The organism is Myxococcus guangdongensis, from assembly GCF_024198255.1.
Classification (GTDB): domain Bacteria; phylum Myxococcota; class Myxococcia; order Myxococcales; family Myxococcaceae; genus Myxococcus; species Myxococcus guangdongensis.
Genome location: NZ_JAJVKW010000022.1, coordinates 137,349 through 155,731 on the forward strand (window position 1 = coordinate 137,349; position 18,383 = coordinate 155,731).

Annotated in this window: 14 protein-coding genes; all 14 read left to right on the plus strand. The window is 70.1% G+C overall.

What is annotated here, in order from left to right; genetic code table 11:
* Window positions 1-18: 18 nt before the first annotated feature.
* On the plus strand, window positions 19-2,007 hold the full coding sequence (locus tag LXT21_RS41510) for a hypothetical protein (RefSeq protein ID WP_254043793.1): 1,989 nt from the start codon (window positions 19-21) through the stop codon (window positions 2,005-2,007).
* Between the two features lies 1 nt (window position 2,008).
* Window positions 2,009-3,028 carry a DUF2169 family type VI secretion system accessory protein gene (locus tag LXT21_RS41515; RefSeq protein ID WP_254043794.1) on the plus strand — a complete coding sequence of 340 codons (1,020 nt, stop codon included), beginning with the start codon at window positions 2,009-2,011 and terminating at the stop codon, window positions 3,026-3,028.
* The gene (locus tag LXT21_RS41520; protein WP_254043795.1) at window positions 3,025-4,155 is read left to right on the plus strand and encodes a beta-ketoacyl synthase N-terminal-like domain-containing protein; all 1,131 of its coding nucleotides are present in this window, start codon (window positions 3,025-3,027) and stop codon (window positions 4,153-4,155) included. Before LXT21_RS41515 ends, LXT21_RS41520 begins: the two co-directional genes overlap by 4 nt.
* A 340-nt stretch (window positions 4,156-4,495) precedes the next feature.
* The gene (tssJ, locus tag LXT21_RS41525) at window positions 4,496-4,993 is read left to right on the plus strand and encodes a type VI secretion system lipoprotein TssJ (RefSeq protein ID WP_254043796.1); all 498 of its coding nucleotides are present in this window, start codon (window positions 4,496-4,498) and stop codon (window positions 4,991-4,993) included.
* The gene (gene tssK, locus LXT21_RS41530; protein WP_254043797.1) at window positions 4,990-6,393 is read left to right on the plus strand and encodes a type VI secretion system baseplate subunit TssK; all 1,404 of its coding nucleotides are present in this window, start codon (window positions 4,990-4,992) and stop codon (window positions 6,391-6,393) included. Before tssJ ends, tssK begins: the two co-directional genes overlap by 4 nt.
* A 90-nt stretch (window positions 6,394-6,483) precedes the next feature.
* Window positions 6,484-7,164, plus strand: a complete 681-nt coding sequence (locus tag LXT21_RS41535; RefSeq protein WP_254043798.1) for a DotU family type IV/VI secretion system protein — start codon at window positions 6,484-6,486, stop codon at window positions 7,162-7,164.
* A gap of 10 nt (window positions 7,165-7,174) precedes the next feature.
* Window positions 7,175-10,855, plus strand: a complete 3,681-nt coding sequence (gene tssM, locus LXT21_RS41540; protein ID WP_254043799.1) for a type VI secretion system membrane subunit TssM — start codon at window positions 7,175-7,177, stop codon at window positions 10,853-10,855.
* Window positions 10,843-11,781: a type VI secretion system-associated protein TagF gene (gene tagF / locus LXT21_RS41545; protein ID WP_254043800.1), complete on the plus strand. Its 939-nt coding sequence runs from the start codon at window positions 10,843-10,845 to the stop codon at window positions 11,779-11,781. The genes tssM and tagF overlap by 13 nt, the downstream gene beginning before the upstream one ends.
* Before the next feature lie 31 nt (window positions 11,782-11,812).
* Window positions 11,813-13,444, plus strand: a complete 1,632-nt coding sequence (gene tssA, locus LXT21_RS41550; protein WP_254043801.1) for a type VI secretion system protein TssA — start codon at window positions 11,813-11,815, stop codon at window positions 13,442-13,444.
* Between the two features lie 58 nt (window positions 13,445-13,502).
* Window positions 13,503-13,979 carry a type VI secretion system contractile sheath small subunit gene (gene tssB / locus LXT21_RS41555; protein WP_254043802.1) on the plus strand — a complete coding sequence of 159 codons (477 nt, stop codon included), beginning with the start codon at window positions 13,503-13,505 and terminating at the stop codon, window positions 13,977-13,979.
* Between the two features lie 40 nt (window positions 13,980-14,019).
* Window positions 14,020-15,501: a type VI secretion system contractile sheath large subunit gene (tssC, locus tag LXT21_RS41560; protein WP_254043803.1), complete on the plus strand. Its 1,482-nt coding sequence runs from the start codon at window positions 14,020-14,022 to the stop codon at window positions 15,499-15,501.
* 153 nt (window positions 15,502-15,654) lie between these two features.
* Window positions 15,655-16,146 (plus strand): type VI secretion system tube protein TssD, encoded by a 492-nt coding sequence (gene tssD / locus LXT21_RS41565; protein WP_046714479.1) that lies wholly within the window; start codon window positions 15,655-15,657, stop codon window positions 16,144-16,146.
* A 69-nt stretch (window positions 16,147-16,215) separates the two neighbouring features.
* Complete coding sequence (gene tssE, locus LXT21_RS41570; RefSeq protein WP_141326401.1) at window positions 16,216-16,605, plus strand: type VI secretion system baseplate subunit TssE; 390 nt, start codon at window positions 16,216-16,218, stop codon at window positions 16,603-16,605.
* 27 nt (window positions 16,606-16,632) lie between these two features.
* Window positions 16,633-18,375 (plus strand): type VI secretion system baseplate subunit TssF, encoded by a 1,743-nt coding sequence (tssF, locus tag LXT21_RS41575; protein WP_254043804.1) that lies wholly within the window; start codon window positions 16,633-16,635, stop codon window positions 18,373-18,375.
* The last annotated feature ends 8 nt before the right edge of the window (window positions 18,376-18,383 follow it).

The following is an 18,383-nucleotide window of genomic DNA, read 5'->3' on the forward strand; positions in this document are numbered from 1 at the left end:
GGAGCGGGACATGACGAGATGAGCCAGACCAGGGAGGACGTTTCGCGGAGTCTGGACCTGTCCCGGGTGCGCGCCCTGCTGGATGGCGTGCTCGTGGGACTGCGGGACGTGAAGGACCCCACCGTCCCCCTGCGGGCCGTGGAGCGGCACCTGACGGCCTCGCTCGGGGCGCTCTACCAGGCGCTCGCGGCCGAGGCGGGCTCGGACGCGTTCCACGAACACGCGCAGACCGTGCGCGGGCGGGCGGCGGCGGCGCTCAAGTCGCTGCGGTCCGCGCGCGGCAAGGACGCCGTGGTCCGACGCCATGTCGCCGCGGTGGACGAGGTGGTGCGCGGCTTCCGGGACTCCCTGCTCCACGCGCCGAGGGAGCCCCTCCGCCTGCCCCGGCCCGACGTCCATCACGTCCCCAGGGCCCAGGGCGACGTGCCCACGCTCACCGAGCTGGCGCGCGCGCCGCTGGTGCCCGCCATCGTCCTCCAGTGGGAGGAGCCACCGGACCTGGAGCCCCTCCCCACCGTGGCCACGCTGCCGGAGGGCCCGTCCGTCACGCTCGCGGACCTGGACGCGCTGCTCGCCCGGACGAAGGCCCAGGCCCGCGCCCTGTCCGTGCCCGCGCGGACCCCCCCGGAGCCACCGGCTCCCCCCAAGAAGCCCCGCCCCCCGGTCGAGCGCGACGCGCTGGAGCGGGCGCAGTTCGGAGAGACGCTGCGCCGAGAGGACGTGGAGCTTGCCCGGGCCCGGTCCTTCTTCGAGGACGTGGCGATGATGAGCCTCATGCGCCAGCCGGACGAGGGCGACCTGTGGAGCGAGCTGCGCCCGGTGGAGGAGCGGCTGCTGGCGCGGGTGGACGGCATCCTCGCCTGTGGTCTCTGGGTGTTGCCGGAGCTGGTGAAGCTCCTCGACGAGCGCCCGCTGCCGGACCCCGAGATGTCATGGGGCGTCCTGTTCCTCCACGGATGTCTGGCGGGAGAGGACGCGCTGCACCAGGTGGAGCGGCTGCTGCGGACCGTGGGCCTGGAGGTCCCGGAGGTGTTCGACGCCGCGGCCGACGCGCTCTTCTTCGCGCCGCACCCCGGAGTCGAGGGGCTGCTGCGCCGCTGGTGGAAGGAGCAGGGCGTGGCGCGCCGGTTGGCGGCGCGGGTGCTCGGCCGTCGCGGTGTGCTGTCGGGCCCCGAGGCATTGTCGCTGGTGTGGAGTGAATCGCCCGAGCTCGTGCTGGAGGGGGCCCGCGCGCTCCGCCGGGTCCGAGGGGAGCTGGATCTGCGCGAGACTGCGCGATTGCTGCGCCACGAGCAGGCGGAGGTGGTGTCCTCGGCCATCGAGGCGCTCCTGTTGCGGCGCTCCCCGACGGGCCTCGAGTACGCTCGGGAGCTTCTGGCCGAGGGGCATGGAGGCTTCGCGGGCGCGGCCTTGTGGGCAGCGGTGGGGGGAGGCACGGAGGCGAGCGCGGACTTCGAGGCCGCGCTCCGCGCCCCGCGGCTGTCATCCATCGTGGTGGAGGCGCTCGGCTGGTATGGCGGCACGCGCTTCATGGAGTTCCTCCTGACGCGACTGCGCGCGGGGCAGGTGGACGCGGTGGGCGCCCTACAGCGGATCACGGGGGCCTCGCTCACGGATGACGCGCCGGATCCGGAGTACGAGAAGGGGGAGGAGCCCTTCACCCGTGCGTTCTCGCCTCCGCCGCTGGAGCTGGAGCTGTCCGCGGACCCGGAGGTGTGGGCCGCCTGGTGGAGCAAGCACGGCGCCCGGGCCTCCGACACGAAGCGCTATCGCTGGGGCCACCTGTGGTCCACGCAGGACAGCCTGTGGGAGCTCGAGCATGCTCCCGCGTCCATGCGCGAGCGGCGGCTCGCCTGGCATGAGCTGGTGGCGCGCACGGGCGCCACCCATCCGTTCGACCCCCAGGACTTCGTCGCCCGCCAGCAGGAGGCCATCGACCGGTGGCGCGAGGCCCCGGAGGCACGCCCCGCGGCGGCTGGCACCTGGCCCCTTTCCCTCAGGCGTTGAGATGGTCCTTCCCGAGCTCAATACGCGCACCCCCGCCACCGTGCAGCTCCTGCCCCAGTTCGGGCAGGACGGCGCCCCCTGCATCGCCGTGGTCATCAAGCAGCGCTTCTCCGTCGTTCGCATCGGCCACGTGCGTCGCGAAGGTGGTGCCCAGGTGCGGCGGGTGGACGAACTCTGGGAGCCGGAGGCGGAGCAGAGCAGCATCCGACGTCCGGCCGACGTCGGCCTGCGCAAGCCGAGTACGGATGTGGTGGTGGCGGGCAGCGCGATGGCCGTCCATGGCGAGCCCACGAAGGTGCTGGACGTGTCGGTGCGCGTCGGCCCTGTCGGCAAGCGCCTCCGGGTCTTCGGAACGCGCGTCTGGTACCCCGGTGTCGTGGGCCTGTCGCTCACCGCGCCGCAGCCCTTCCAGGAGGTGCCCCTGCGCTGGGAGCTCGCGTACGGCGGCCTCGACACGAGCAACCCCCGGAAGCTCGCCCACGAGCCCCGCAACCCGCTCGGGCGCGGCGTGGTCGCGGACGCGGACTCCCTGAAGCACAAGCCCGCGCCCCAGATAGAGGACCCCTCGGACCTCATCAGCTCGGTGCGCTCCCGGCCCACGCCCGCGGGCGTCGGAGCCATCGGGCCCCAGTTCGAGCCACGTCTGCGGCTCGCGGGGACGTACGACGACCGCTGGCAGAAGGAGCGCATGCCGCTGCCTCCCCTGGACTTCGATGAGCGCTATCGCAACGTCGCCGCCCCGGGCCTCGTGTGCCCGTCCTACCTGACCGGCGGCGAGCTGGTGGAGGTGGAGGGGATGAGCGAGAGCGGGCAGCTGCGCTTCGAGCTGCCGAAGCTCTTCTTCGGCGTCGTGGCCGTGACGGCGCAGGGCGACGTGGAGCACCGCCCCGTGCTGGACACGGTGTTGCTGGAGCCCAACGAGCGGCGCTTCGAGTTGACGTGGCGCTCCGTCGTCCCGGTGCCGAAGCGGGCCCGTGAGCTCTCGGCCATCAACGTCTTCGAGAAGGAGCGCCTGTCATGACGGGCCGCCCGAATGGCTCGTGGATGGGAAAGGGGGGCGACGTCGGGCTGTACGCGATGGGCGCCTTCAACGGCCTCGCCTTCGATGCCCACCAGACATGGGCCTTCTGGCGCGCGGAGGCCGTGGGCGTGACGGAGGGCCCCTTCCGCTGCGCCAACGGGACGCGGGCCACGATGCTGTCGGCGCGGACCCTGCCGCCCCGTTTGTGCGGAGTGGAGCGGATGATGGCGCTGGTCGACGGAGCGCTCGGCCAGCTCGAGGCGCCGCTGGCCCGGCTCCGTGGGGACGCGCGCCTGCGGCTGTGGTTGGGGCTTCCCGAGCGCTACGGCCCCGAGGCCTCGAAGGCGCGAGCGGTCGAGCGCCGACACCTGGAGGGCCACGTGAAGCGGTGGTGTGAGCGCGCCGCCGCGGGCGCGCCCGTCATCGCGGTGCCGCGAGGGGCGGCGTCGCTGGCGTTCGCCCTGGCGGAGGCGTGTGCGGACGTGACCTCGGGGCAGGTGGATGCGGCCATCGTCGGAGGCGTGGACACCTTCCATGCCCCTGACGTGATGGACGAATTGATGGCGCAGTCCCGGCTGTTCGATGGCGAGAACATGGACTCGCTGATTCCAGGCGAGGGCGCGGCGTTCCTGGTCATCACCCGTCCTCGCGCGGCCGCGAGCGCGGGGATGCCAGTGCTGGCCCTCGTCGATGCCGTGGGGCTGGGGCAGGAGCCGGGGGCCCTCCTGTCCGAGGCGCCATGCTCCGGGATGGGATTGACGCACGCCATCCGCGCGGCCACGGGAAGCCAACGCGACCCGAACTGGCGACTGGAGTGGCTCCTGGGGGATGTGAACAACGAGAGCTACCGCAGCGGCGAGCTTCAACTGGCCTTGCCCCGGGCCCTGGCTCCCGGAGGCATGGACGGAGGAAAGGGCTATCGCCCCATCGCGGTGGATGATCTGCCCGTCGATTTCCTTCCGCTCCGTTTCGGGGACCTGGGCGCGGCCACGCTGCCGACCGCGGCCATCATCGCCTCGCAGGCCTTTCTCCGGGGCGCCCCCACGGCAACCAATTGCCTGTGCGTGAGCAGCTCGCTGGGGCCCGACCGGGGCGCGGTGCTGCTTCGGGCCGCCCCGCCCACCTGAACAAGTGCGCCGATGTGTGTCCATGGGCGGTCGCCAGGTCGCCAACCTGGCTTCACGCGTCGGCCACACGTGTCAAGGGCTGACGGACCCACCGTGAAGCGTGAGGCTACGCACTTTCCGTGAACAGTAACACTTGATTATTCCTGGGTGAAATTCGCGCCGTGCCGCGTCAATGACATCCCTGCGCCGGGATGTGCCCTGTCTTGAACTGAAAGGGGTGGCTGTGGCACGTTGTGAGCGATTCTGCTGGCGCGTCGCAAACTTCAGAGAGGATGCCATGCCGGTTAGTGGGGGGGGCTTCGGCCCACGGGCGCGGGTTTGCGTCTGGTTTTTCCCGGGAGTGACGCTGCTCTTGGGGCTGCTCGCCGGTGCTTGTGCCCACAACCCACCGCCCCCGGCGGCGTGTGAGCAGCCGCCCCCATTCCTCATCCAGCTGGAAGCCGGCGCGCGCCTCAATCCGGATGACCAGGGCCGCTCGCTGCCCACGAACGTCCAGGTCTACCAGCTCAAGGACTCGCGCCGCTTCGAAGCCGCGGAGTTCCAGGACCTCTGGCAGCGCCCCAAGGAAGTGCTGGAGGAGGACCTGCTCGCCGTCGACGAGCTCACCCTGGAGCCGGGCCAGCGCCTCTCGCGCGAGGTGAACCGCGCGCCCAAGGCGGAGTACCTCGCCGTGGTGGGCGTGTTCCGACGTCCCGCGGGCGTGGTGTGGCGCGACGTGGAGCGGCTGCCCGCGGTGAAGCCGGAGGACTGCCGCCCGGGCGCGCCGCGCGAGACGTCGCTGCGCTTCCTCGTCGAGGACTACCGCGTCGAGGCCCGGGCCGGCGAGGTCCGCAGATGAAGACGCCGCAGCGGGTCGTCTGGTCCGAGGGGATGTTCATGAATCCCCAGCACCTGCAGCAGTCGGACCTCTATCACGAGGGCCTGCTGGCGGCCCGGCTCGGCGCGCTGACGCCGTACGACTGGGGCGTGGTGGAGCAGGATGTGGACGAGAAGGCGCTCTCCGCCGGCCAGTTCCAGTTGCTGCGCTTCTCCGGCATCCTCCCGGATGGCCTGCCGCTGTCCTTCGAGCGCGGCCAGCCCGAGGCCCCCCAGACGCGGCCCATCGAGGAGCACTTCAGCGCCAACAAGCGCTCGCTGGACGTGTACCTGGGCGTGGCGCGCGAGCGCGACGGCATCGCCAGCTATGGCGCCCCGGACGAGTCCACCACGGCGCCGCGCTTCTCCCTGGTCAACCGCACCGTGCCGGACCTGGCGGCGGCCGAGTCCGTGGTGCCGGTGGCCTTCGCGCAGCGAAACCTCCGGCTGCTCTTCGGCACCGAGGCGCGCGAGGACTACGACGTCATCAAGATCGCCGAGCTGGTGCGCGACAAGACGGGCGGCGTCGCGCTCGCGGGCAACTACATCCCTCCGTGCCTGCGCGTGTCCGCCTCGCCCTTCATCCTCGAGCGCATGCGCAGCATCCTCAAGGCGATGCAGGGCAAGCAGCGGGAGCTCGCGGACGGGCGCCGGCACCGCGACGCCACCGCGCTCGAGTTCACCGCCGGGGACGTGACGAAGTACCTGCAGCTGAGCGCGCTCAACGGCCTCATCCCCCAGGTGGCGCACGTGGTGGAGGTCGCGGACCTCAACCCGCAGATGGTGTACCTGCTCCTGTGCCAGGCGGCGGGCCAGCTCTCCACGTTCTCCGCGGAGGCGGACCCGGGCGATTTGCCCAAGTTCCAGTACACGAACCTGCGGGCCACCTTCGAGGGCCTGTTCCAGGTGCTCCAGAAGCTCCTGGACGTGGTGGCCATCGAGCAGTGCATCACCGTGTCGCTGGAGCCGCGCAAGGACGGCATGCACCTGGGGCGCATCGAGGACGAGCGCTTCCTGAAGTGCTCGCAGTTCATCCTCGCGGTGCGCAGCGACCTGCCCGAGGCGGACGTCGCCAAGAGCCTGCCGGTGCTCTCGAAGATCGCCAACTTCGCGGAGATACGCGACATCATCAAGGCCGCCGCCCCGGGGGTGCCGGTGGAGGTCACCTTCCGCCCGCCCGCCGAGGTGCCGGTGAAGCCGGGCGTCGTGTACTTCTCGCTCGAGAGCGGCGACCCCTACTGGAAGAACGTGATGAGCGAGCAGAACGTGGCCGTGTACCTGCCACGTCCGTTCGAGCCATCGAAGACGAAGCTGGAGCTGCTCGCGGTCCCCAAGGGGGGAAGCGGGGGGCCTCCGGCGAAGAAGAACGCCGTCAGTCGTTGAAACAAGGTCGTGCGGGGGGCCGTCCAAACACCGGCGAGTGGCGGTTCGCGGTGAGGCTCCCTGTCGACATGGGGTGGAGGCATCGACAGGATGGACCGGATCAATTCCATCACGCAGGAGTGCTTCGGGGCGCTGCTGCAGTTGAGGCAGTTCGGGGACCATGCGCTCCCCTCGGCGGAGCTCGTGCACCGGCAGCTGCGCACGTTCTTCGACCGGCTGCTCAAGCGCGCCGGGGAGCTGGGCTTCAACCACCAGGACGCGCAGGAGATTGCCTATCCCATCGTCGCGCTCGCCGACGAGCTGGCCCTGGCGCGCGCCGACACCTTCCGGGAGTACTGGCTCGCGAACCTGCTCCAGTTCCACTACTTCCGGGAGAACCGCGCCGGTGACGGGTTCTTCACGCGGCTGGAGGAGGTGCGCAAGGACTCGCAGCGCACCGAAATCCTCCGCGTCTACTACCTGTGCCTCATCTTCGGCTTCAAGGGCCGCTTCCGGGTGCGGGGCGGCGAGCTGGAGCTGATGCAGCTGACCGAGACGCTGCAGCGGGAGCTCTCCCGCACGCACAAGTTCGACACCGAGACGCTCTCGCCCCATGGAGACCGTCCGCCCGACAGCGCGGTGAGCGCCAAGCGCACGCTACCCCTGTTGGCCATCTCCGCCGCCGCGGTGGTCTTCGCGCTGCTGGTCTACACCGGCCTGCGCATCGGCCTGTCCAGCAGCGTGTCCTCCCTCGTCGAGGAGGTCGCGGCCTCCTCTCCCCAGCAGCCCTAGGACGCTCGCGATGCTGCTGCTCACCTTGTTCATCGCGGTCTTCATCGTCATGGTGTGGACCGTCGTCATCCTCCTCAGCCTGCCGCTGTGGGGCGCCATCGTCCCCACCGTGCTGCTGGTGGCCATCGTCATCGGCGCGTACCTGTACCAGCGCCACCTGGCGTCCAAGGCCGCGCGCGACATCGAGCGGGAGCTGGGCGTGCAGGCGGACGCGCAGCTGCAGAACGTGCGGCCGGATCAGCAGGAGGAGATCCAGGCCATGCAGGCCGAGTTCTCCAAGGCGCTCCAGTCGCTCAAGTCCTCCAAGCTCGCGCGAGCGCGGCAGGGCAAGGACGCGCTGTCGGTGCTGCCCTGGTACATGATCATCGGCCCGCCGGGCTCCGGGAAGAGCACCGCGCTGCGCAACTCGGGCATCCAGTTCCCGTACCTGTCGGCGCGCGGCGGCGGCGTGAAGGGCGTGGGCGGAACGCGCAACTGCGAGTGGTGGCTCACCAACGAGGGCGTCATCCTCGACACGGCCGGCCGCTACACCACGGAGGACGATGACCGCGAGGAGTGGCTGAGCTTCCTCGACATGCTCAAGCGCAACCGCCCGCGCAAGCCCGTCAACGGGCTGGTGGTGGCGGTGAGCGTGGGGGAGCTCATCGGCATCGACGAGGAGCAGACGGTGCAGCTCGCGCAGACCATCCGCGAGCGCGTGGACGAAGTGATGGAGCGGTTGAAGATGATCGTCCCCGTCTACGTGATGTTCACCAAGTGCGACCTGCTCGCGGGCTTCGTGGACCTGTTCGGGGACCTCGCGAAGACGGAGCGCGGGCAGATCTGGGGCTTCACGCTGCGGCCCGAGGACGCGCGCGAGGCCATCGGCGAGACGTTCGCCGTGCGCTTCGACGAGCTGGCGGAGGTGGTGGAGCAGCGCTCCATCGTGCGCCTGGGCTCGGAGCGACACCCGGAGACGCGCGAGCGCATCTTCCGCTTCCCCCAGCAGTTCGAGGGGCTGCGCGGCAACCTCATCGAGTTCGTGCAGGCCCTGTTCGCGGAGAACGTCTACGCGGACACGCCGGTGATGCGCGGGGTGTACTTCACCAGCGGCACGCAGGAAGGCAGCCCCATCGACCGGGTGATGAACAAGATGGCGGAGGCCTTCGGCATCCGTCGCACCACCACGCCCTCGGGCAGCCGCCCCGCGGTGGAGTCCCGCTCCTACTTCCTGCGGGACATGTTCGCGGACGTGGTGTTCCCGGACCAGAACCTGGCGATGCGCAGCTCCGCGGAGGTGCAGCGCCAGAAGCGCATGCAGCTGGCGTACGCCGGAGGCTGCCTCGCGGTCGCCCTGCTCATCCTGCTGTTCCCGGCGATGTCCTTCTTCGAGAACCGCAAGTTCATCCAGACGACGCGCGTGATGGCGCAGGCGCTCAAGCTGGAGGAGGCCAACAAGGACGGCGGCGCCGGGAAGATGGTCGACGCGATGATGCCCATGCGGCAGCAGCTCGACCAGCTGCTCCTGTGGAAGGAGGACGGCCCGCCCACCGGGATGCGCTTCGGCATGTACCGGGGCGACGACCTGCTGGGGCCGCTCGGCGCGTTCTATGGCGCCACCGTGCGCCGCGTGCTGGTGGACCCGGTGCTCACGGGGGACCTCAAGGACTCGAAGGCCTGGGTGGAGAAGGCGCGCGACCGGGAGGAGCGCCCCACGGCGAGCTCTTACGCGCTCTACTTCGACCGGTTGAAGCTGCACCTGCTGCTCTCCGGACCTCGCACGCCCCGCGAGCCGCAGCTCGGTGAGGCGGAGCGCGAGTGGATCGTCAACAGCCTCCGGGAGCGATGGGGGCGCAAGGCGGGCTTCACCGAGAGCGCCCACCGCACCATGCAGATGGCGAACCACATCGACCTGTACGCGAAGCTGCTGGCGCAGGACCCGGCGCTCGCCTTCACGCGCAATGACCAGGTGGTGCGCGACGTCCGCGTGGTGCTGGACCGGCTGCCGTTCTCCGAGCTCGCGCTGGCGCAGCTCATCTCGGAGGTGTCGCGCAAGAAGGACCAGTACGACGTGACCCTCTCGTTCATCCTGGGCAGCACCGCCCAGCACATCAAGGGCACGGGCCGCGTGCGCGCCGCCTTCACGCGCAAGGGCTGGGAGAAGGTGGTGGAGCCCAAGCTGGAGCACCCGCTGCAGGGCGCGGACATCTGGGTGCTCGACAAGGACGCCAACTCCACCAACGAAATCGAGCTGGCGCGCCAGGAGCGGGCGCTGCGCTCCGCCTACTACAAGCAGTACATCGAGGAGTGGAAGGAGTTCCTCAGCACCCTGAGCATGAAGGAGCCCACGGACGCGACCGTGGCGCTGGCCATGCTGGAGGACCTCACTCGCGGCGAGCCGCCTCCGCTGGGAAAGCTCTTCCGCACCGTGGCCTTCAACGTGCGGCTGGGCGGAGAGCAGGTGGAGGGCAAGTCCGACGTGGACGGCATGCTCGAAAAGCTCAAGCAGAAGCTGGGTCCCAAGGGGAAGGTCATCGAGTCGGGCGTGCGGTTCGCCAACGGGAAGCTCTCCGAGGACGAGGCGCCGAGCGAGGAGGAGGAGCGTGACTACACCGCGGATGACGTGGAGCCGGCCTTCGCGGGCCTCTTGAAATTCGGTGCCGCGCCGCCGCAGGCGAAGGGGCCCGACGCGCCTCCGCCCGAGGCCATCCCCCTGGACATCTACCAGGAGCAGCTGCAGTTCCTCCGCGACGCGCAGCGCGCCTCCATGGAGAGCCAGTCGGAGACGGCCGCGATGATGACGCGGGTGCAGACGGCGCGCGTCATCATCCAGTCGCTCATCCAGGCGCAGGAGGTGGGGTGGCGCCCGCGCATCGAGGCGCTCTTGTGGCCGCCCATCGAGAAGATCTCCGACCTGACCATCCGCGAGCAGGGTGGCAAGGCGAGCGACCAGTGGTGCAGCGAGGTGGCCAACGCCTTCAAGCAGAAGCTCGCGGGGCACTACCCCTTCAACCGCAACGGGCAGGACGCGGCGGTGGCGGACGTGGGGGACTTCTACCGCTTCGAGTCCGGCACGCTGTGGGGCTTCTACGGCGGCGTCCTCAAGAGCCACGTCGAGCAGTCGGGGACGCGCTTCAAGTTCGTCACGCGCGCGGGCCGCGCGGGCGGCAACATGTACTACGGCTCCGTGCTCTCGTTCCTCGCGCGCTCGCGGGAGATCTCCGAGTCGCTCTTCGGCGCGCGGGACCCCGAGCCGGGCGTGAAGTTCGCCTTCCACATCCGCCCCTCGCCGAAGCTCTCCTCCATCCGCTTCACGGTGGACGGACAGACGGTCGAGTACAACAACGGCCCCGAGGAGTGGCACAACTACGAGTGGCCCGGGAAGGGCGGCAAGTCGTTGGGCGCCACCATCCGCGTGCGCAACAACCAGGGGAAGACGGAGACGCTCGAGCAGGAGGGCGAGTGGGGCCTGTTCCGCCTGATGGAAGAAGGCACGCCGAGTGTCTCGGGAGCCGGTCGGACGTTCTCGGTGACGTGGTCGATGCCCTCGCTGGATGCCGAGGTCGTCATCGACTTCCGGCCGACGCGCAGCGCCTCGCCGTTCTTCGGCGTGTCCCCGGGCCGCACCCCCAAGCTGATGCAGCCGTTCCGCGCGCCGGGGATGAGTCCTCCACGTGTCATCGCGAAGGGAGGCTCGGGATGCTCGGGGTAGTCGGCCGCAACCAGGTGGCGCTCTTGGGCAAGGCGCCGTGTCAGGGCGACTTCATCCGCTGGAACGCGGCGGACGCGGTGTCGCAGGCCTTCCACCGGTGGCTGGAGGAGTCGCACGAGGCGGTGCGGCGCGCCAACACCCAATTGCCCTCGGAGCCCACGTGCTTCGTCTTCACCATGCCCGGCGGACGCCAGGCCCTGGTGGGCACGCTGGCGACGAGCACGGACAAGGTGGGGCGCGTCTTCCCGCTCGCCGTGTACGTCGCCGTCGACGCGGCGGGCGCGGCGGAGCAGTTCCCCTCGATTCCCGACAGCTTCCGGGCCTTCTTCGCCGCCGGCGCGCGCCTGCTCGCGGACGCCGCGACACTGTCCGCCAGCGAGCTGGAGTCGCGGGTGGAGGCGCTCTGCGCGGTGTCCTCCGCGGACGCCATGGGCGCGAGCGCGCAGCGCCGACGGTTGGAGTCGAGCCCCGCTGGGCCGCTCGTCCAGCGCCTGCAGGGCGACGGCGCGGCGCCCGGCGTGGCCTACTACGCGTTCAACACCTTCCTGAAGGCCTGTCAGGCCGAGCGCGGCAAGGAGCCCGCGAAGCCGGGCGTGACGCTGGAGTGTCCGTTCCCGGAGGCGCTCGGGCCCTTCTGCTGGGCGGAGCTGGCGAAGCGGCAGCTGGCCTGGCGCTCGATGCCCCCGGCGATGTTCTGGCACCAGGGGTCGTCGCCACGGCTGCTCCTGTCCATCGGCACGCCGGGCGTCGCGCTGCTGATGCACCTGGCGAAGCCCGAGCACTCCAGCATGAAGGTGTGGCCGCTGCTCACCCGGCAGCAGTCCGCCATCGACAGCGCGCAGAAGGCGCTCACTCCCGCGAGACGACAGGCGCTCGAGGACCCCACCACCACGGTGGAGTCCCTGCTCGCGGCGTTCGGGACCTGAGCACGAAGTCCGCACGGCGAAAGGAGGGGAGATGGCGATGACGTTGGAGCAGCTCAAGCAGCGCGCGAAGGAGTGGTTGGAACCCGTGTCGGCGGCGTCCCCCGCGGGCAAGGCGGCCAAGGCGGACCCCGGCTATCTCGCCGTGCTCGCGGAGGTGGCCAAGTTGGAGTCCGTCACCGGCGGCGCCGTGGACTGGGCGCTCGTCCTGGACTCCAGCGGCAAGGTGCTCCAGTCGAGCTCGAAGGACCTGCGCATCGCCACGTATCTGGCCCAGGGCCTGTACCAGACGCAGGGCCTGGAGGGGCTCGCCACGGGCCTCGTCGTCGTCTCCGAGCTGATGGACCGCTACTGGCCGGAGCTCTTCCCGGAGCTGGCGCGCATGCGCGGACGCTCCAACGCGGTGACGTGGCTGGTGGAGCGCGCGTCCAATCAGCTGCCGTCGCTGGAGGTGGGCGCGTCGGACCGCGAGCGCGTGGAGGCGCTCGACGTCGCGGCCAAGCGCCTGGCGGAGGTGGCGCGCCAGAAGTTCGAGGTGAACGGGCCCGCGATGCGCCCGCTGCTGGAGAGTGTCCAGCGCCTGCTCGCGTCGCTGCCCGAGGCCGCGCCGCCCCCGCCGCCCGTTGCCCCCGTCACGTACAAGCCCGCACCCGCGCCGAGCGCGCCGACTCCTCCTGTCGCGGCGCCTCCACCTCCGCCGAAGGTCGCGCCGGTGGCCGCGCCCACGGCGGCGATGCCCGAGGTGGGCGCGCTCGCGAGCGCGGAGGGCGCGGTGGACTTCCTGCGCCAGACGGGCACGGCGTTGGCCAGCGCGGCGGGGCTCGTGCGGCGCGCGTCGCCCGCGGAGCCCATGCCCTACCGACTGCTGCGCGTGGGGCTCTACCTGCACCTGGCCCAGCCGCCTCCAGGGGACGCCAGCGGCAAGACGACCATCCCCGCGCCGCCCGCCGCGCTGCGGGCCAACCTGGAGCGCATGGCGGCGAACGCGCGTTGGGTGGAGCTGCTCGAGGAGTCCGAGTCGGCGCTCGTCCAGCACCGCTTCTTCCTGGACCCGCACTTCCTCAGCGCCCGGGCGCTGGGCGAGCTGGGACACGGCGCCGCGCGCCAGGCGCTGATGGGCGAGCTGGCCTCGTGGCTCAAGCGCATGCCCGCCGTCCCCGGGCTGCTCTTCGGCGACGGCACGCCCGTGGCCTCCGGCGAGACGCGGACCTGGCTGGACACGGTGCTCGCCACGCCTGTGGCGCCATCCGTTACACCCGCCTCGAGCGGCGAGAAGGACGACGGCGGCGAGGACGTGCTGGCCGAGGCGCGCAAGCTCTTGGCGGGTGGGAATCCCGCGGGCGCCATCGGGCTGTTGCAGACCCAGGTGGGCGCTGCGGGCACGGGCCGCAAGCGATTCGTGGCGCGGCTTTCCCTCGCGCGGCTGTGCGCGGCGGCGGGGCAGGCCCCCGTGGCGCGGGCCCTCTATGAGTCTTTGGACCGGGAGTCGGTGACGCACGGGCTGGATGTCTGGGAGCCGGCGCTCGCGGCGGAGTGTCTGGAAGGATGGCTTGCGCTCACGCGGCCTCCTCCAAAGTCGCCCGAGGCGCTGGTGTCTGACTTCACTGCCCGTTATCATCGGCTTTGTCTGCTTGATCCCGGTGCTGCGCTGAAGGTGTCTCTGTGACGGGGGGCAGCGAAGCCATCCCCAACCAGGAGGTCGTGCGGTGAGCAAGGAAGGGTCTGTGGCTCCGAAGGAGCGCGTCAACATCGTCTACAAGTCGGAGACCGGCAATGCGCAGTCGGAGGTCGAGCTGCCGCTGAAGGTCCTCGTGGTGGGCGACTACACCGGTCGTCAGGACGAGCGCCCCGTGGAGGAGCGCGCGCCCATCAACATCGACAAGGGCAACTTCAACGAGGTGATGGCCAAGCAGGGGCTCGCACTGGATGTGAGTGTGCCCAACAAGCTCTCCAACGAGCCTGACGCGTCCATGTCTGTCTCGCTGAAGTTCCAGACGCTGGCGGACTTCACGCCGGAGGGCATCGTCAACCAGGTGCCGGAGCTGCACCAGCTGCTGCAGCTGCGCGCGGCGCTCAACGCGCTGAAGGGCCCCCTGGGCAACGTGCCCGCCTTCCGCAAGAAGATCCAGATGCTGCTCGGGGACACCGAGGGACGTCAGCGATTGATGGCGGAGCTGGGGCTGGACAAGAAGTCGGAGTAGGGCGGCATTCGCAAACGCACTCAGAAAAGGCGTGACACAGATGAGCACTGAAGCCAAGGCGTTGGCCCCGGTCGAGACCGCCGATGCCGCCCCCTCGCTCCTGGACGAAATCCTGTCCGAGACGAAGATGAAGCCCAACGACGACGGCTACGACGTGGCCCGTCGAGGCGTGCAGGCCTTCATCGCGGAGATGCTGGCCCCGGGCCGGTCCGCCGAGCGCGTGGACAAGGCGCTGGTGGACGCGATGATCGCGGAGGTGGACCAGCGGCTGAGCGCGCAGGTCAACGAAATCCTCCACCACACGCAGCTCCAGTCGCTGGAGTCCGCGTGGCGCTCGCTCAAGTTCCTGGTGGAGCGCACCGACTTCCGGGAGAACGTCCGGGTGGAGGTGCTCAACGCCTCCAAGCAGGACCTGCTCACCGACTTCGAGGACGCGCCCGAGGTGGTGAAGTCCGGCCTGTACCGCACCGTCTACTCCAACGAGTACGGCGTCTTCGGTGGCAAGCCCTACGGCCTGGTGGTGGGCAACTTCGACATCGGACCGGGCGCGGAGGACCTGACGCTGCTGCGCAACATCGCCTCCGTGGCGGCCATGTCCCATACGCCCTTCGTGGCGAACGCCTCCCCGGAGTTCTTCGGTCAGCCGTCGTTCCTGGAGCTGCCGGCGCTCAAGGACCTGAAGTCGCTGTTCGAGGGGCCGCAGTACGCGCGCTGGCACTCGTTCCGCGAGAGCGAGGACGCGCGCTACGTGGGCCTGTGCATGCCGCGCTTCCTGTTGCGGCTGCCCTACAGCGAGAAGACGGTGCCGGTGAAGTCGTTCAACTTCACCGAGGACGTGGTCGGCTCGCATGACCGCTACCTGTGGGGCTATGCCTCCACGGCGTTCGCCACGCGCGTGACGGACTCGTTCGCCAAGTTCCGCTGGTGCCCGAACATCATCGGCCCCCAGGCGGGTGGCGCGGTGGAGCAGCTGCCGCTGCACCAGTACGAGGCCATGGGGGAGATTCAAACGAAGATCCCCACCGAGGTGCTCCTCACCGAGCGGCGCGAGTACGAGCTGTCGGAGGAGGGCTTCATCGGCCTGGTGTTCCGCAAGGACACCGACAACGCGGCGTTCTTCTCCGCCAACTCCGTGCAGAAGCCCAAGTTCTTCGGCAACAGCCCCGAGGGCAAGGTCGCCGAGACGAACTACCGGCTGGGCACCCAGCTGCCCTACATGTTCATCATGTCCCGCCTGGCGCACTACGTGAAGGTGCTCCAGCGCGAGCAGATCGGCAGCTGGAAGGAGCGCTCGGACCTGGAGCGCGAGCTCAACCAGTGGATCAACCAGTACGTCGCGGACATGGACGACCCGGCGCCGTCCGTGCGCTCGCGCCGCCCGCTGCGCACCGCCCGCATCAAGGTGGAGGACGTGGAGGGGCAGCCGGGGTGGTACCGCTGCAACCTGCAGGTCCGCCCGCACTTCAAGTACATGGGCGCATCCTTCACGCTCTCGCTCGTCGGCAAGCTGGACAAGGAGTGAGCTGAGCGGGCGTGAGACCCGAAGCCGAAGGGTCCTTCAGGTCGCCGTTCCAGTCAGGGGCGGCGGCCACCATGCAGTCCGGAGCCTCGCGGCACGGGGGCTTCTGTTCCACGTCGCAGGCGTCACACCACCAACAAGCAGGGGGAGAGCCACATGGCCGAGACAGTACATCTGTACCTGAAGGCGAACGGGAAGGACATCAAGGGCGCGAGCACGCAGACGAGCCTCGGTCGCGAGGACTCCATCGAGTGCGTCTACTACGAGCAGGGTGTCGTCACCGCGCGCGAGGCCGGTTCCGGTATCGCCACGGGCCGCCGCCAGTACCAGCCGCTGCTCATCCGCAAGCGCATCGACAAGGCGACGCCGCTCCTGATGAAGGCGCTGACGAACAACGAGGCCATCGACGCCACGTTCAAGTTCTTCCGCCCCAGCCCCACCGGTGACGGCACCACGGAGCAGTTCTACACGGTGACGTTCTCGAAGGGCCGCGTCGCCAGCGTCAAGCAGGTGGTGGAGAACACCATCGTCCCCGCGACCGCGACCAACCCTCCGCTGGAGGAGGTCTCCTTCGTGTTCCACACCATCAGCTGGACGGTCAGCGAGGGTGGCGTGACGCACGAGGATACGTGGGACAAGCAGCAGTAAGGGGCGCCATGGCGCGTGCTCCCTGAAGGGAGCGCGGGCCGGGGCGGCGAGGCAGGAGGGAGCGACGGGATGGGACGCGGGTTGTTGTCGCGAATCGAGGTGGGGACGGGCTCGGCCGAGCGTGAGCAGGACATGACTGACTCCATTGCCCAACACCTGCGCGTGCTGCTCAACGCGCGCAAGGGCGGCTCGGCCACGGTACCGGGCTTTGGAGTCATGGACTTCACCGACCTGGTGCACACCTTCCCCACGGCCATCCAGACGCTCCAGTCGGCCATCCGCGCGACGGTGTTGGAGTTCGAGCCGCGCATCCAGCACGTGAGCGTGCGCCACGTCCCGGACGTGGACCCGCTGCTCTTGCGCTTCGAAATCACCGCGCAGCCCGCGGGCAAGGGCGCGCGGGGGATGCTCCGCTTCCGGACGCAGATGTCGCCGGGCGGCAAGGTCGAGGTCTGGTAAGCGAACCGGTACGGCGGGGGAGTCGCGGTGTTCAGCAAGTACTACCAGAGCGAGCTCACATATTTGCGGGAGATGGGCCGCGCGTTCGGCACCGTCAACCCCGCGCTCGCCGGGCTCCTGGTGGAGCGCGGTGGCGACCCGGACGTGGAGCGGCTCCTGGAGGGGTTCGCGTTCCTGACGGCGCGGGTGCGCGAGCGCATCGACGGGGCGGTACCCGAGGTGATTCACGGGCTGACGGAGCTCTTGCTGCCGCACTACCTGCGGGTGGTGCCGGCGTGCTCGGTGGTGGAGTTCACCCCCCATGCGCGCCTGCTGCGCGGCCGCTCCCGGATTCCCGCGGGGACGGAGGTGGGCGCCAAGCCCGTGGACGGTACCGTCTGCACCTTCCGCACGACGCAGCCGGTGGACCTGCTGCCGCTGACGCTGGCGGAGACGACGCTGGACCAGTCCTCGCCCGCGGCGCCCGTGCTGCGCGCGCAGCTGCAGCTGGTGGAGCAGGGCCGGGCGGAGATCTTCACGGAAGAAGGCCTGTCGCTGTTCATCCAGGCGGAGCTCCCGGTGGCGTCGATGCTGCTGGTGTGGCTCTTGCGCCATTGCAAGGGCGTGGTGCTGCGCAACCCCGCGGGCGGTCCGTCCGTGCGACTGGGGCCGGAGTGCATCCGCGCCTCGGGCCTGGAGGCGGGCAACACCCTGTGGCCGTGGCCGGCGACGGTGCCGGAGGGCTACCGGCTCCTGCAGGAGTACTTCACGCTGCCGCAGAAGTTCCTCTTCATCGACGTGAAGGGGCTGCAGGCGGCCAGCGAGCTCACCGGCCAGAAGCTGGAGCTGCTCTTCGAGTTCGAGCGTCCGCCCACGCTGCCGGGGCGGCTGCCCAAGGACGTCTTCCGGCTGCACTGCGTGCCGGTGGTCAACCTCTTCGCCGCGTCCGCGGACCCGGTGCGCACCGGCTCGTTGGGCCACGAGCACCTGGTGCGCGCCTCGGGCGTGGAGCCGGGGCACATGGAGGTGTACTCGGTGGACTCCGTCACGGGGCTGCCGCAGGGCCGCACCGAGCGCCAGCAGTACCGGCCGTACTTCGACTTCGCGCACGCGACGGGCAACGCCTCGCGCTTCTATCGGCTGCACCATGGGCTGTCGCCGCTGGATGACGCGATGGACGTCTCGCTGTCGTTGGGCAGCCCGCGCGACGCGACGCCGTCACTGACGGATGAGACGCTGTCCATCGAGCTGACGTGCACCAACCGCTCGCTGCCCGCGCGGCTCCAGGTGGGGGACTTGAGCGTGCCCACCGCGGCGTCGCCCACCACGGCGCGCTTCCGCAACATCGTCGCGGTGACGCGGCCGTCCAGGCCGCCCATGGGCTCGGAGCTGCACTGGCGGCTCTTGTCCCACTTGAGCCTCAACCAGCGCTCGCTGTTGGAGCCCGGCGCGCTGCAGTCGATGCTGGCGCTCTACAACTTCCAGGCGACGGCGGACCAGTCCACCGCGCGCGCCAACGAGCTGCGCGTGGGCGCGCTGCGAGAGGTGAAGGGACAGCCCATCACCCGCTTCCTCCAGGGCGCGCCCGTGCGGGGCGTGCAGGTGACGGTGGAGCTGGACGAGGCGGGCTTCACGGGCCCGGGGGACGCGTTCCTCTTCGGCTGCGTGCTCGACGAGCTGTTCGCCTCGCACGTGAGCCTCAACTCCTTCAGCGAGCTCGTGCTGCGCCTCCAACCCTCTCGACTGGAGTACCGGTGGCTTCCCCGGAACGGCCGACAGACGATCTGCTGAAGGCCGTC

What these genes read in the sequence shown, in the direction of transcription:
- tagF (WP_254043800.1), top strand. Translation starts at nt 10,843, where the DNA reads ATGCTCGGGGTAGTCGGCCGCAACCAGGTGGCGCTCTTGGGCAAGGCG.
- LXT21_RS41520 (WP_254043795.1), top strand. Translation starts at nt 3,025, where the DNA reads ATGACGGGCCGCCCGAATGGCTCGTGGATGGGAAAGGGGGGCGACGTC.
- tssK (WP_254043797.1), top strand. Translation starts at nt 4,990, where the DNA reads ATGAAGACGCCGCAGCGGGTCGTCTGGTCCGAGGGGATGTTCATGAAT.
- LXT21_RS41515 (WP_254043794.1), top strand. Translation starts at nt 2,009, where the DNA reads ATGGTCCTTCCCGAGCTCAATACGCGCACCCCCGCCACCGTGCAGCTC.
- tssE (WP_141326401.1), top strand. Translation starts at nt 16,216, where the DNA reads ATGGGACGCGGGTTGTTGTCGCGAATCGAGGTGGGGACGGGCTCGGCC.
- tssC (WP_254043803.1), top strand. Translation starts at nt 14,020, where the DNA reads ATGAGCACTGAAGCCAAGGCGTTGGCCCCGGTCGAGACCGCCGATGCC.
- LXT21_RS41510 (WP_254043793.1), top strand. Translation starts at nt 19, where the DNA reads ATGAGCCAGACCAGGGAGGACGTTTCGCGGAGTCTGGACCTGTCCCGG.
- tssM (WP_254043799.1), top strand. Translation starts at nt 7,175, where the DNA reads ATGCTGCTGCTCACCTTGTTCATCGCGGTCTTCATCGTCATGGTGTGG.
- tssA (WP_254043801.1), top strand. Translation starts at nt 11,813, where the DNA reads ATGGCGATGACGTTGGAGCAGCTCAAGCAGCGCGCGAAGGAGTGGTTG.
- tssD (WP_046714479.1), top strand. Translation starts at nt 15,655, where the DNA reads ATGGCCGAGACAGTACATCTGTACCTGAAGGCGAACGGGAAGGACATC.
- LXT21_RS41535 (WP_254043798.1), top strand. Translation starts at nt 6,484, where the DNA reads ATGGACCGGATCAATTCCATCACGCAGGAGTGCTTCGGGGCGCTGCTG.